We start from the raw sequence: 13,987 nt of genomic DNA on the forward strand, positions 1-13,987 counted from the left end.
ACGTTCTTCGTATTTGTAGCGTGTGGCGTCGAGCATAGGCCCTGGACAACGTTGTCAGGGGAATGGAGACTGTTATGGAAACCGCAGGTCCGACAGCTCCCGGGGGATCCCGTACCGATGCATAACAGCCTCGTCGCCGCTCTCGACATCGGCGGCACCAAGATCGCCGGCGCGCTGGTGGACGGCAACGGCGCGATTCTCCACCGCGCCCAGTGCCCCACACCCGCCCACGACGACGGCGAGACGGTGATGCGCGCGGTCGAGAGCATCCTCGCCGAGCTGACGGCCTCACCGCTGTGGGTCCGGGCCACGGCGCTCGGCATCGGCAGCGCCGGCCCTGTCGACGCCTCCGCCGGTACGGTCAGCCCGGTCAACGTGCCCGGGTGGCGCGCGTTCCCCCTCGTGGACCGGGTGTCGCACGCCGTCGGCCGCCATCTGCCCGTCACCCTCGTCGGCGACGGCGTCGCGATGACCGCCGCCGAACACTGGCAGGGCGCCGCCCGCGGCTACGACAACGCACTGTGCATGGTGGTCTCCACCGGCGTCGGCGGCGGCCTGGTGCTCGGCGGCAAGCCGCACGCCGGGCCGTCGGGCAACGCCGGACACATCGGCCACATCAGCGTGGACCTCGACGGTGACCTGTGCCCCTGCGGCGGGCGCGGCTGCGTGGAACGCATCGCCAGCGGACCCAACATCGCCCGCCGGGCGCTCGAGAACGGCTGGCGGCCCGGACCCGGCGGCGACACGTCCGCCGCCGCCGTCGCGGAGGCGGCGCGCGCCGGGGACCCCGTCGCCACCGCCTCGTACGAGCGCGCCGCCCAGGCGCTCGCCGCGGGGATCGCGGCCACCGCCACGCTCGTCGAGATCGAGATCGCCGTGGTCGGAGGGGGCGTGGCCGGGGCGGGCGAGGTCCTGTTCGGCCCGCTGCGGCGTGCGTTGCGTGACTACGCCGCCCTTTCCTTCGTCCAGCGGCTGACCGTCGCGCCCGCGGTGACCGGCACGGACGCCGGGCTGGTGGGCGCGGCGGCCGCGGCCACGCTGGGGCAGGGGGAGGCGGCGGTACCGGCCGGGCGGGCCTGAGCGGCGCGCCTCCTGAAGGCGCGCGTTCGCAGGTCTCGGGCCCGGCGCGGTTGCGTGACGTCCCCCGGGCGCGGCCCGGCGCGGTTGCGTGACGTCCCCCGGCCCGGTCCGGCGCGGTCGCGTGACGTCCCGCGCGGTCGGCCCGGGCAGGCCCGGCAAGCGCCGGCCAGAGACGGCCCGCGCCCCGGCTCGTGCCCGCCGAGCCACCGCGTCACGCCGGACTGTCCAGGAGGGCCAGGTGCACCTCGCGAAGGCGGTCCGGCTCCGCGATCACGTCGATCTCGGTGATCCTGTCGTCCTCGATGGTGAACTCGAGGACCAGGAACAGCCGGCCGCGCGGCGCCATCACCAGGCCGACCGAGCCGTTCACCAGCGCCGGTTCGCTGAAGCGGACCCGCTCCGACGCCGCCGACGCACCCCTGGCCACGGCCTCGGCGCCGTGGAACACGAGAGGTTCCGGTGTCGGTCCGACGGCCCGGTCCGCGCGGAAGACGACGTCCGGATGGAGAACCGCCACCAGCGCGTCGAAGTCCCCGCCGCGAGCTGCGGCGAGGAACGCCTCGACGACCCGTCGTTGCTGGGTCCGGTCGGTCTCCGGCGCGGGGGCCGTACCCCGGACACGGCGGCGGGCGCGGCTCGCCAGTTGCCTGGTCGCGGTGGGGGAGCGCTCGATCATGGGGGCGATCTCGTCGAAGGGCACGGCGAACATGTCGTGGAGCACGAACGCGAGCCGCTCGGCCGGCGACAGCATGTCGAGCACCACCAGCAGAGCCAGTCCGACCGAGTCGGCCAGCAGCGCCTCCTGCTCCGGGTCGGGTCCGTCCGCCTTGTCGGCGGTCGCCGGCTCGAGGGGTTCCTCTCGCCGCCTTTCGCGGGTGCGGAGCATGTTCAGACACACCCGTGCCACGATCGTCGTCAGCCAACCGCCGGGGTTCTCGATGTCACTCGTCCCCGCGCGGTCGACGCGCAGCCATGCCTCCTGCACCGCGTCCTCGGCCTCGCTCGCGGAGCCGAGCATCCGGTAGGCCACCGCCTTCAGGCGGGGCCGGTGCTCCTCGAAGCGCTCCTTCGACCAGGCGTGCTCGTCCACTGGATCTCGTTCCTCTCTCGGGTCTCAAGGAAGTAGACCCCGTGGAGCCCTGCGATGTGACAGGAGCCGTGGGGCGCGCGTTTGCGGTAGGGCTTGTTGGAGTCTGTTGGGAGAAGGCTCGTTCAACCCCTTGACGACATGCCTTGTTGAGGGTGAGATCCAAGCCTCGCGTTCGGTTGTGTTGGGTTGCAGCCCGAGGAGGCAACATGGCGCAGGTCTCGTTCGACGGTTCCGCCGTGCCCGGAGGCCGGGTGTCCCGGCGGAGTCTGCTCAGGGGCGCGGCGGCGGGCGCCGGCGCGGTGGCGTTGCCCGCGGTGCTCGCCGCCTGCGGAAGCGGCCCCGGCGGCGACGGCAGAACTATCCGCCTGGGGTCCAACTCCTCCGACCCGGTGCCGAAGAAGGCCTTCGCCGCCGCCTTCGCCGCCTACGAGAAACAGTCGAAGGAAGGGCGGAAGGTCAAGGTCAACACCGTCGACCACAACACCTTCCAGGAGAACATCAACCGCTATCTCCAGGGCAAGCCCGACGACGTCTTCATGTGGTTCGCCGGCTACCGCATGCAGTTCTTCGCCAAGAAGGGGCTGCTGCACGACATCAGCGACATCTGGGGGTCGTACGAGGGCTTTTCGCCGGCGCTCAAGGCCCAGTCGACGGGCGAGGACGGCAAGCAGTACCTCACGCCGTACTACTACTACCCGTGGGCGGTGTTCCACCGCCGGAGCGTCTTCGAGGAGCGCGGGTACCAGGCGCCCGGGACCCTCGACGAATACATCGCGCTGGCCCGGCAGATGCAGAAGGACAAGCTCGTTCCCATCGCGTTCTGCGACAAGGACGGCTGGCCCGCGATGGGCACGTTCGACTACATCAACATGCGGACCAACGGTTACGAGTTCCACCGGCGGCTGATGGCCGGCGAGGAGGCGTGGACCAGCAACGAGGTCCGGCAGGTCTTCGACACCTGGCGCAGCCTGCTTCCGTACTGCCAGCCCGCGGCCAACGGCCGAACCTGGCAGGAGGCGGCCACCAGCCTCCAGAAGAAGCAGGCGGGGATGGCCGTCTTCGGACTCCCGCACCCCGGCCAGCAGTTCCCGGAGGAGGAACAGGACGACATCGACTTCTTCCCGTTCCCGGTGATCAACCCGGAGCACGGCCAGGACGCCGTCGAGGCGCCCATCGACGGGTTCCTGCTGGCGAAGAAGTCCAAGTCCCTGAAGCAGGACAAGGTGATGGAGAGCGCCAAGGACCTGCTGAAGTGGCTGTCGACGGGAGAGGCCGAGGACATCTACCTCGCGGGCGATCCGAACAACATCGCGGTCAGCGACCGGGCCGACACCTCCAAGTACACCGCGCTGCAGAAGAAGGCCGTGGAACTGGTCTCCGGCGCCAAGCAGATCTCGCAGTTCCTGGACCGTGACACCCGGCCGGACTTCTCCTCGGTGGTGATGATCCCGGCCATCCAGAGCTTCATCAACGACCCGAAGGACGTGGACGGTCTGGTCAACGGCATCGAGCGCCAGAAGAAGACGATCTTCGCCGCCGACTGATGCCCATCGGCCGGCTGATGCCCATGATGAGGGAACGGGAGGCACCGCCCGTGCCGACGCGCACCGTTGGACGACGGCGACGTTTCACCCGCCGCGACGCCGGGGTCATCGGAGTGCTCCTCGGCATACCGGTCCTGCTGGACGTCTTCGTCGTCTGGGGGCCGACCCTCGCGTCCGTGGTGCTGTCCTTCACCAGCTGGGACGGCATCGGGGACATCTCCTGGGTCGGCACGGACAATTACGAGAACCTCTTCACCAACTACCCGGCCTTCTGGCCGGCCGTCCGCCACAACGTGCTCTGGCTGGCCTTCCTCGGGCTGGTGTCGACCCCGTTCGGACTGCTGCTCGCCGTGCTCGTCGACCGGGGGGTGCGGTTCAGCCGCTTCTACCAGTCGGCCCTGTACATGCCCGTCGTCCTGTCCCTGGCCGTCGTCGGATTCATCGCCCAGCTCGTCTTCTCGCGCGACCAGGGCGCACTCAACGCCGTCCTGGGAGGCGGCACCAACCCCACCGACTGGCTCGGCGACCCCGATCTGAACATCTGGATGATCCTGCTGGCCGCGGCCTGGCGCCACACCGGCTACGTGATGATCCTCTACCTCGCCGGGCTGAAGGCCGTCGACCCGGCCCTCAAGGAAGCGGCGGCCATCGACGGCGCGAGCGAGCGGCAGACGTTCTTCCGCGTCGTCCTGCCGACCCTGCGCCCCGTCAACATCATCGTCGGCGTCATCACGGTCATCGAGGCCCTGCGCGCCTTCGACATCGTCTACGCCGTCAACAAGGGCCGCAACGGCCTGGAACTGCTCTCCGTCCTCGTCACCGACAACATCATCGGAGAGGCGAGCCGGATCGGGTTCGGCTCGGCCATCGCCGTGGTCCTGCTGCTCGTGTCCATGGGGTTCGTCGTGACGTTCCTGGTCCAGGAGATGCGTGGGGAGAAGAACCGATGACACTCGACACCGCTCCGCCCCCCACCCGCACCACGGCGGTGGCCCCGGTACGGAGCCGGCCGCGGCGCGGCCCCGGCCGGTTCGGGGTGCACGCCTTCCTGATGGCCGTGTCGCTGGCCTTCCTCGCCCCGCTGATCCTCGCTGTGTACGCCTCGTTGAGGCCGTACGAGGAGACCTCCGAGCACGGCTACTTCTCCTGGCCGGACAACCTGTCCCTGGACTACTACCAACAGGCCTTCACCGACTCGGGGATGACGAAGTACTTCGTCAACACCCTGATCATCGCCGTCCCCGGGGTGCTGCTCGCGCTCTTCTTCGCCTCGTTCGTCGCCTTCGCCGTCGCCCGGCTGCGGTTGCGCGGATCGATCGTGCTGCTCATGCTGTTCACCGCGGGCAACCTGCTGCCGCAGCAGGTCATCGTCACCCCGCTGTACGTGCTGTTCAACCGCATCCCGCTGCCGTACTGGATGTCCGACTCGATGACGATGTTCGACTCGTACTGGGCCGTCGTGCTGGTGCAGACCGGCTTCCAGATCGGGTTCTGCGTCTTCGTGCTCGCCAACTTCATGCGCACCCTGCCGCAGGAGATCCTCGAGGCGGCGATCGTGGACGGCGCGGGGGTGTGGACCCAGTACTGGCGCGTCACGCTGCCGCTGTGCCGGCCCGCGCTGGCGGCGCTCGGCACACTCCAGTTCACCTGGATGTACAACGACTTCCTGTGGGCGCTGGTGTTCATCTCCGACGGCGACAAGCTGCCCATCACCTCGGCGCTGAACAACCTGCGCGGCCAGTTCTTCACGGATTACAACCTGCTGGCGGCGGGGTCGGTGATCGTGGCGCTGCCGACGCTCGTCGTCTTCCTGCTGCTCCAGCGCCACTTCATCGCCGGGCTGACGCTGGGCTCCACCAAGGGCTAGTAGTGCTTCGTTACGTCGGGTGATCTTGCGTGGTGTTGGGCATCTTCTTGGCATGAGGCTGGGGGAAGTGGAACGACTCCAGGGTGAGTTATCGGAGTTCGTTGCCGATGTGTTCGCCTCGGTGCCGCGGCGGGATCAGCGGCGGTGGGGCGAGTGTTATCTGCGGGGCCTGATGCTGGATGGCCGGCGCAAGTCGGTCCAGCCGATGGCCGAGCGTCTGCCGGACGGGAACATGCAGGCCCTGCAGCAGTTCGTGAATCAGTCGCCGTGGGATCCGCTGCCGGTCAGACAGCGGGTCCCACGTTCTTACCGGCACCCCTACATGTCCGTTCGCCGTAGCTATACGAGAACAGTGCCGTGAACGCGGTCAACATCGTCACCAGCAAGTACTTCCGCGGGGCCGTCGGTATCCCGCAGCGCGAGACCGGTCTCAGGCTGCAGCGGGATGCTCTCCCAGGTCCTCGCCGCCGGGGTCACACCTCGCAGTTGGTCTCGAAGTCGACGCCCGCTTCTCCGTCGCAGTCGTCTGTACCGGAGCTGCCGTTCAAGAAGTCGTTCGCGGGTCCGCCCCTGAGCGTGTCGTTACCGGATCCCGCATCGATCCGGTCGGACCCGCCCACAGTGGTGACCGATCCGTCCGGGCCCACGTTGTCACCGAAGAGGACGTCGTCCCCGCCGCGCCCGGAGATCTGATCGTGCCCGGCGGTCGCTCCGCTCGGGTCTCCCAAGCCGCTGTCTCCGACGATCTCGAACTCGCCCGCACTGCCCCCGGTGATCCGGTCGTTGCCGGAGCCGATCGCGGTGCCCTGGGAAGCAGCGTGATCGCCGATCGCGATCGTGCCGCCGTCCGCACCCAGGTCCACGATGTCGTCACCGCCGGCCCCGCTCGCGTTCCCCACAATAGAGACGCTGTCGCCCGTCGCGTCGCCGAGTTCGCCGGGACCTTCCAGGAGCACGTCGTCGCCGGCCCCGGAGGCGTTGAAGAAGGCCACCGAGTCGCCGATGAGGCCGTCGTTGCCCTCGCCGCCTTCGAGGCGGTCGCTCGCGCCGCCGGAGGCGCTCTCCCCGTTGGTGTCGCCGACCAGGCTGTCGTCGCCCGGGCCGCCGTACAGGGAGTCGCGCGCTGCCCCACTGGCAGTGCCCTGGAAACCCGCGGAGTTGTCGCCCACCAGGCTGTCGTCGCCCGCGCCGCCGAGCAGACGGTCCGTTCCGGTGGCGCCCGTAACGCCGGTCGCGTCGAAGCTGTCCCCGACAACTCCGTCGTTGCCGTCACCGCCGTCGATCGAGTCATTGCCGGGGCCGCCCCTCAGGCGGTCGTCGCCACCCAGACCGCAGATCAGGTCGTCGCCGCCCAGGCCGTTGATGACGTCGGGCCCCGCGGTGCCGACGATCACGTCCCGGCCCGATGTCCCGGTCGTGCCCGTGGTCGTCGCGGGGACGCCGAAGCACGTGGGCACCTGCGCGCCGGCTTCCGTGGCCCCGAGACCGACGATGGCTGCCGCTGCGAAGACATTGGCGCAACAGCTCAGGAGGACCCGGCAGCCGGGTCTCCTTCGGCGGATGGCGTTCATCATGGCTGCTCCATGCAAGTGGTTGTGATCAGTGACGCGTGATCACTTCCAGCGCAGGCGCAGAAGTCGCGCTATTCCTGCCGTTTTCATCAGTTCAGCACTGTTCACAGATCACTCCCAGTTGATCACGACCGCTGGTTGCGCGTCCCCACGTCAGGGTGAGGCTTGGTCAGGATGCGGTCGCGTGGCTCTGCTTGCTCGGGAGTGAACGAGTCGTGCAGCCCGCGGGAGGTGATCGTGCGCTTGAACCGCGGGTAGCCGGAGGAGCCCGCTTCCTGTCCTGGGCGCCCTCGTTGGGCTGGTCGAGTGATCGAGGTCAAAGACCGCCGCAAGCTCCCCAGCCCTCATACAGCCGGCGAAATACCACACACCCAACGCGACAAGACCAGCTAACAAAGCACTACTAGGGCTCTTTGCCGTGTCCCGCGGATCGGCGAGGGCTCACCGCACCCGGCCCGCGGGAGCGGAAGCGGGCAACGTTTGGCGCGGCGTGAGCCCGCCGCGGCCGGGAACGCACCGGGTAGCGGTCAGCGGCGCAGCGCGGCGAGCTCCCGGTTCATCTCGGCGAGGAAGCGGACCACCACCCGCAGCTCCTGCGTGGTGAAACGGCCACGCGCGGCGTCGGTGCCCCGGGCGAGGGGCTGGAAGTAGTCCCGGGCCACCTGCTTGGCCCCCTCCGCGTAGTGCAGGTGCACCACCCGGCGGTCGTCGGCCGCTCTGACCCGCCGGATGTGACCGGCCTTCTCCAGCCGGTCGAGGCACGCGGTCATGGCGCCCGACGTCAGGTTGAGCTGCTTGCGCAGCCTGCCGGGCGTCATCGGCCCCGCCTCGTCGGCGTGATCACCGTCCAGGATCGCGATCAGCGCCTGCACGTCGGTCAGGTGCAGACCCTGCGACTGGGCGAACTCCTGGGCGATGCGGTTGAACTCGCCGTTCATACGCCGCAACAGCACCGCGAAGTCCTGCAACCCCACCGGGTCCTCGGAGGGAAGTACGGGGGAGGGAGTGTCGGCGCTGCGCATTCCCCCAGTATATAGTTTCTCGATCATTGACATACTCGATGACTGAACTATCCGTCGTGACCAGGGACTGTTGAATGAGAAGCACACCGCGCTGGGCCCGTTGGCTGGTACCAGTGACGCTCCTGATCGTCTGGCTGGGCATCGGCGGGACGCTCGGCCCGTACGCGGGCAAGCTCGGCGAAGTGGCGACCAACGACCAGGCCGCGTTCCTGCCGCGCAGCGCGGAGTCGACCAAGGCGCTGGAGGCCCGTGAGGCGTTCGACCACGCGGAGACGGTGCCCGCCATCGTCGTATGGACGACGGACGGGAACCGGGTCGGCGAAGCCCAGCAGGCGACCGCGACCCGGGTGGTCGGTGAGCTCGCCGGCCGGCCCGGAATCGTCGGCCGGCCCTCGCCCGCGCTGGTGTCGAAGGACGGCGCCGCGATGCAGGCCGTCATCCAGCTGGAACCGGATCTCGGTGACGAACTGCCTGCCGTCCTCGACGAGGTACGCGCGGCGGCGGGCGACGTACCGGGCGCGACGGCCCGGATCGCGGGCCCGGCGGCGAGCCAGGCGGACCTGTCCGACGCGTTCGCCGGCATCGACGGGCTGCTGCTGGGCGTGGCGCTCGGCGCCGTACTGCTCATCCTGCTGCTGGTCTACCGGAGTGTGCTGCTGCCGTTCCTGATCATCCTGGGGGCCGTCTTCGCGCTGGGCCTCGCGTGCGCGGTGGTCTACGCGCTGGCGGACCGGGACATCGTCCGGGTGGACGGGCAGGTGCAGGGCATCCTCTCCATCCTCGTGATCGGCGCCGCCACCGACTACGCACTGCTGCTCGCCGCCCGCTTCCGGGAGGAACTCGCGGTGCGCGAGGACCGTACGGCCGCCGCACTGGCCGCCGTACGCCGTTCGTTCGGTGCCATCACCGCCAGCGCGGCGACCGTGGCGCTGGGACTGCTGGCTCTGCTGGCGAGCGACCTCACCAACAACCGCGCCCTCGGGCCGGTCGGCGCCATCGGCATCGTCTGCGCCGTGCTCTCGACCCTGACGTTCCTCCCGGCCGTACTGGTTCTGCTCGGCCGTGCCGCCTACTGGCCGGCCAGGCTGAAGCCGTCGGACGGCACCGCGGAGGGGCACGGCGTATGGCGCCGCGTCGCCGCACTGGTCGACCGCCGGCCGCGGCGGGTGTGGGTCGCCACCGCCCTCGTGCTCACGGCTTTCGCCGCCTTCTCCCCGGCGCTGTCCTCGAAGGGTGTGCCGCTCGACGAGATCTTCGTCAACGACGCCCCGTCCGTCGCCGCACAGGAGAGCCTCGGCAAGCACTTCCCGGGCGGCTCGGGCAACCCCGCGGTGATCATCGCCGACGCGGAACGGGCCGCTCAGGTGACGGCCGCGGCGGAGGGTACCGAGGGCGTGGCCTCGGCCGGTGCCGTCTCCGCCTCTGGCAGGCCGGGCGCCGGTGAACCCCTCGTCGTGGACGGGCGGGTGCGCATCGACGCCACCCTCGAGGCGGCCGCCGACAGTGACGCCGCGAAGGACGCGATCGAGCGGCTGCGCGAGAACGTGCACGCGGTGAGCGGCGCCGACGCGCTCGTCGGCGGCTACACGGCGCAGCAGTACGACACCCAGCAGACCGCCGCCAGGGACCGGACCGTCATCGTCCCCGTCGTGCTCGGCATCATTCTGCTGATCCTGGTACTGCTGCTGCGCTCACTGCTGGTGCCCGTGCTGCTGGTGGCGACGGTCGCGCTCAACTTCCTGGCGACGCTCGGGGTGGCGACCCTCGTCTTCGATCTCCTCGGCTTCAGCGGCACCGACGCGTCCGTCCCGCTGTACGGGTTCGTGTTCCTGGTTGCTCTCGGCGTCGACTACAACATCTTCCTGATGTCCCGGGTTCGGGAGGAGGCGCTCACCCACGGCACCCGGCAAGGCGTGCTGCGCGGACTGGCGACCACCGGCGGGGTCATCACTTCGGCGGGAGTGGTCCTCGCGGCGACCTTCGCGGCGCTCATGGTGATCCCGCTGGCCTTCCTGGTGCAGATCGCGTTCATCGTGGCGTTCGGCGTCCTGCTGGACACCCTCGTGGTCCGCTCCCTGCTGGTGCCGGCGCTCGTGGTCGACATCGGCCCCAGGGCGTGGTGGCCGAGCTCCCTCGCCAAGGTCGCCACGGTGGATTCCCGGGCGGGCGGCGAGGCGGGACGCACGGCGTAGCACGTATGTGCGCGTGCCGCCCCGGCGGCACGCGCCTACCGTGAGCAGCAGGACATCTCGGCCGAAAGGGGACCTTCCATGGCAGCCAAGGTGAGCCCGCTGCGCGGCCGGACCGCCGTCGTGACCGGAGCGGCGCGCGGCCTGGGAGAAGCCGTGGCACGGAGGCTGGCCGACCGTGGCGCCGACGTCGCCCTCCTCGGCCGGGAGGAGAACGCGCTGGCCCGGGTCCGGGACTCACTCACCGGTCCGGGCCGGGCGTTGTGCTGGGAGGTCGACGTCACGGACGACGCGGGGATGGCGCGCGTCGCCGCCGAGGTCCGCGAGCGACTCGGTGCCCCCTCCGTGGTCGTGGCCAACGCGGGTGTGGCGGAAGGCGGGCCCTTCGCCGAGTCGGACCCCGCGACATGGCGCCGGGTGATCGAGGTGAACCTGATCGGCAGCGCCGTCACCGCCCGGTCCTTCCTCCCTGCGCTGTTCGACACCCGGGGCTTCTTCCTGCAGGTCGCGTCGCTCGCGTCCATCGGCGCGGCTCCCATGATGAGCGCGTACTGCGCGTCCAAGGCCGGGGTGGAGTCGTTCGCCCACTCACTGCGCGCCGAACTCGCCCACCGGCAGGTGGGCGTGGGCATCGCCTACATCAACTGGACCGACACCGACATGATCCGGGACGCCGACGCCCACGCGGTCCTGCGCGAGCTGCGCGGCCACATGCCGCCGCCCGCGCGCAGGGTGTACCCCGCCGCGCAGGTGGCCGGCCGGCTGGTCGCGGCGGTCGAACGGCGCCGTCCGACCGTGTACATGCCGTCGTGGCTACGGGCGACGCAACTCGTGCGGGCCGCCATGCCCCCCGTGGTCACGATGCTCTCCCGTCGCGAGCTGCCGCGTCTCGCGGCAGCGGAACCCTTCGAGGGCACGGGCCTGCTCGGCGCCGGCGGCCGCGCCGACGTGGCGCCCGCCCGCGGATCCTCCAGCGGGGCATGAAGCCCGCATCGGCATGACGCATCCGCCGGCCCGCCCCCGGGCGAAGTCGCTGTGCGGACGTGGCGCCCGGACAGCGGGTGCCGCGGTGCGCCGGCACGCGACCGCCGGGCCTCGCGGCCGAAACCGCTCCGGCAGAGCATCCGGGCAGCCAGGACACGCCGTGTGCCCGAAAGCAGCCCTCACAGCAGCGATGAATCAGGAGTGGAGCCATGACCGTCGCGGTCGTCCTGTTCACCTCCGACCTGCGCCTGCACGACCACCCGCCCCTGCGGGCCGCGCTGCGCGCGGCGGACGAGGTGGTGCCGCTCTTCGTCCTCGATCCCGGCATCGGCGCCGCGGGGTTCGAGGCCCCCAACCGGTGCGCGTTCCTGGCCGACTGCCTGGCCGACCTCGACGCCTCACTGCGTGAGCGCGGCGGTCGGCTCGTGGTCCGTTCGGGACCGGTGGCCCAGCAGGTGGGCGCGATCGCCGCCGAGTGCGGAGCCGGCGAGGTGCACATGGCGGCCGGCGTCACCCGCTACGCCCGCAGACGGGAGGAACTGCTGCGCACGGTGCTGCGGGAACGCGGCGCCACGCTGCGGACGCACGATGCCGTGATCACCGTCGTCGCCCCCGGTGCGGTGACGCCGGCCGGCTCCGACCACTACTCCGTCTTCACCCCCTACTTCCGGCGCTGGTCGCAGCAGCGGCTGCGGGACCCCTGCCGGGCGCCCCGCACCGTGCCCGTCCCCGTGACGATGCACGGGGAGCCGCTGCCGTCCCGCGACGCGGTGCCGAGGATCTCGCCCGGTCTGCCGGCCGGCGGGGAAAGCGCGGGGCGTAAGCGGTTCCACGACTGGGAGGCGTCCGGCCTGGACGCCTACGACGTCCAGCACGACAGCTTGGCCGGCGACATGACCTCCCGCCTGTCGCCCTACCTCCACTTCGGCGCTCTGTCGCCTCTCGAGCTGGTGCGCGAGGCGTCCGCCCACGGCGGAACCGGCGCGGAGGCGTTCGTGCGCCAACTGTGCTGGCGCGACTTCCACCACCAGGTGATGGCGGCCCGGCCCGCGTCCTCCGTCGAGGACTACCGGCCCCGCCACGACCGGTGGCGCACGCAGGACGACGCGGCGGAGGACATCACCGCCTGGAAGGAGGGCGCCACCGGCTTTCCCGTCGTCGACGCGGCGATGCGGCAGCTGCGCCATGAAGGCTGGATGCACAACCGGGCCCGCCTGCTCGTGGCGAGCTTCCTCACCAAGACGCTCTACGTCGACTGGCGCATCGGCGCCCGCTACTTCCTCGACCGGCTGGTGGACGGCGACATCGTCAACAATCAGCTCAACTGGCAGTGGGTCGCCGGAACCGGCACCGACACCCGCCCGCACCGCGTCCTCAACCCGGTGGTCCAGGGCAAGCGCTTCGATCCGCGAGGAGAGTACGTGCGCCGCTGGGTGCCCGAACTGCGGGAGATCCCGGACGGAGCCGTCCACGAGCCGTGGCGGCTGCCGGCGGACCGACGCGCCCGCCTGGACTATCCCGACCCGCTGATCGACCTCGCGGAGGGGCTCGCACGCTTCAAGCACGCCCGCGGCCGGATCTGAGCGAGCACCGGCAGACCGGCCACCGAGGCCGGACGCCGCCCCCAGCGAAACCGAGGCGATGACACCTCATCGCCGCACGACCGACTCCACAGCGGCCAACGCTTCGACCAGCCCCGTGGGGCGGAGCAGGCCGGGCAGCGTCCGACCGGCCCAGCCCGGCCCGAGCGTCAGCACGACCGGCTGCCTGCGGGCACCGCGTACACCCCACTCCATGGCGGCCACATGCTGCGCCAACGGCCGGCTCGCGGTGGTACGGGACTGGGCCCACAGGCCGACGGCCGCAGGTCCGGTCCGCCGCACCGCCTCGACGAGCGCCTCGACGGGCAGCGCCGCGCCGAACATCCGCACCGGAAGGCCGCGCTCGGCGAGGGCGGCGGCCAGCACCTCGAGCGGCAGCGTGTGGCTCTCGCCGGGCACGCAGGCGAGCACGACCGTGGCACCGGGCCGCTCGGCGGCGACGGGAGGGGAGCCGCGCCGCAGGGCGCCTGCCACGTGCCAGGACAGGAAGTGCTCGACCTCCACGTACTTCTCGCCGGAGGTCTCCCACTTGCGGCCCACGGCCTGCAGCGTGGGCATGATGACCTCGTTCCACGCGGTCACCAGACCGTGAGCGGTGATCACCGAGGCGAGCAGCTCGTCCAGGGCCGCCGCGTCGAGCCGAAGGGCCGCGCGGGCAAGCCCCTTGCATTCCTGGCGGACGTCGCCCAACTGGAGACCGGTGCGGGCACGGCTGCGCACAGGGCCGGACCGCGATACGCCGGCGGCCTCTGCGGAGGGCTGCCGCGTATCGAGCGGTGCGCCCTCACGTGCGAGCCGCGCGGCCTCGGCGGGCGGTACCCCCGTCGTGGTCAGGGCGCACATCCGCTCCAGCCGGGCGATGTCCGCGGCGGTCCAGCGGCGGTGCTTCCCGCCGGTGTGCGCGTCGGGCCCCAGGCCGTAGCGGCGGTCCCAGGAGCGCACCGTCGTGGGCGCCACTCCCAGCCGCCTCGCCACCTCGCCCGTGGTCAGGCCCCCGCTCTCTCCGGTGTCCTCCCGCGCGCTGGTCATGACCTCAGCT

General features: G+C 71.0%; 11 protein-coding genes and 1 pseudogene. 8 read left to right on the top strand and 4 right to left on the bottom strand.

The annotated features are described in order from the left end of the window. Window positions 1–117 precede the first annotated feature (117 nt). On the top strand, window positions 118–1,080 hold the full coding sequence (locus SPRI_RS31845) for an ROK family protein (protein ID WP_053557566.1): 963 nt from the start codon (window positions 118–120) through the stop codon (window positions 1,078–1,080). A 211-nt stretch (window positions 1,081–1,291) separates the two neighbouring features. On the opposite strand, the gene SPRI_RS31850 is transcribed toward SPRI_RS31845, so the two are convergent. Further along, on the bottom strand, window positions 1,292–2,170 hold the full coding sequence (locus SPRI_RS31850) for a sigma-70 family RNA polymerase sigma factor (RefSeq protein WP_005320538.1): 879 nt from the start codon (window positions 2,168–2,170) through the stop codon (window positions 1,292–1,294). A gap of 206 nt (window positions 2,171–2,376) precedes the next feature. On the opposite strand from SPRI_RS31850, the gene SPRI_RS31855 reads away from it, so the two are divergent. The 4 genes and pseudogenes from SPRI_RS31855 to SPRI_RS31870 all read left to right on the top strand — a co-directional run. After that, the gene (locus tag SPRI_RS31855) at window positions 2,377–3,714 is read left to right on the top strand and encodes an ABC transporter substrate-binding protein (protein WP_005320540.1); all 1,338 of its coding nucleotides are present in this window, start codon (window positions 2,377–2,379) and stop codon (window positions 3,712–3,714) included. Between the two features lie 26 nt (window positions 3,715–3,740). Beyond that, window positions 3,741–4,664 carry a carbohydrate ABC transporter permease gene (locus tag SPRI_RS31860; protein WP_050791768.1) on the top strand — a complete coding sequence of 308 codons (924 nt, stop codon included), beginning with the start codon at window positions 3,741–3,743 and terminating at the stop codon, window positions 4,662–4,664. Next, window positions 4,661–5,581, top strand: a complete 921-nt coding sequence (locus tag SPRI_RS31865; protein WP_005320542.1) for a carbohydrate ABC transporter permease — start codon at window positions 4,661–4,663, stop codon at window positions 5,579–5,581. Before SPRI_RS31860 ends, SPRI_RS31865 begins: the two co-directional genes overlap by 4 nt. A 52-nt stretch (window positions 5,582–5,633) precedes the next feature. After that, window positions 5,634–5,879: pseudogene (locus SPRI_RS31870) on the top strand (transposase); the annotation flags it as partial. Between the two features lie 175 nt (window positions 5,880–6,054). Here the strand turns inward: SPRI_RS31870 and SPRI_RS38230 are convergent. Together SPRI_RS38230 and SPRI_RS31880 are read right to left on the bottom strand one after the other, a co-directional pair. Further along, complete coding sequence (locus SPRI_RS38230; protein ID WP_005320544.1) at window positions 6,055–7,155, bottom strand: calcium-binding protein; 1,101 nt, start codon at window positions 7,153–7,155, stop codon at window positions 6,055–6,057. A gap of 524 nt (window positions 7,156–7,679) precedes the next feature. Further along, window positions 7,680–8,174 (bottom strand): MarR family winged helix-turn-helix transcriptional regulator, encoded by a 495-nt coding sequence (locus tag SPRI_RS31880; protein WP_005320547.1) that lies wholly within the window; start codon window positions 8,172–8,174, stop codon window positions 7,680–7,682. A gap of 74 nt (window positions 8,175–8,248) precedes the next feature. Here SPRI_RS31880 and SPRI_RS31885 point away from each other — a divergent pair, with 74 nt between their 5' ends. The 3 genes from SPRI_RS31885 (at window position 8,249) to SPRI_RS31895 (ending at window position 12,930) form a co-directional block, all read left to right on the top strand. Beyond that, window positions 8,249–10,366 carry an MMPL family transporter gene (locus tag SPRI_RS31885; protein WP_005320549.1) on the top strand — a complete coding sequence of 706 codons (2,118 nt, stop codon included), beginning with the start codon at window positions 8,249–8,251 and terminating at the stop codon, window positions 10,364–10,366. Window positions 10,367–10,444: 78 nt separating this feature from the next. Further along, window positions 10,445–11,347, top strand: coding sequence for an SDR family oxidoreductase (locus tag SPRI_RS31890; protein WP_053557567.1), 903 nt, complete (start codon window positions 10,445–10,447; stop codon window positions 11,345–11,347). A gap of 209 nt (window positions 11,348–11,556) precedes the next feature. Next, a complete protein-coding gene (locus tag SPRI_RS31895; RefSeq protein ID WP_005320552.1) occupies window positions 11,557–12,930 on the top strand; it encodes a cryptochrome/photolyase family protein in 1,374 nt (457 codons plus the stop codon). Between the two features lie 66 nt (window positions 12,931–12,996). Here SPRI_RS31895 and SPRI_RS31900 read toward each other — a convergent pair whose 3' ends face one another. Continuing rightward, window positions 12,997–13,977 (bottom strand): MerR family transcriptional regulator, encoded by a 981-nt coding sequence (locus SPRI_RS31900; RefSeq protein WP_005320554.1) that lies wholly within the window; start codon window positions 13,975–13,977, stop codon window positions 12,997–12,999. Window positions 13,978–13,987 lie beyond the last annotated feature (10 nt).

This window comes from Streptomyces pristinaespiralis (assembly GCF_001278075.1).
GTDB lineage: Bacteria > Actinomycetota > Actinomycetes > Streptomycetales > Streptomycetaceae > Streptomyces > Streptomyces pristinaespiralis.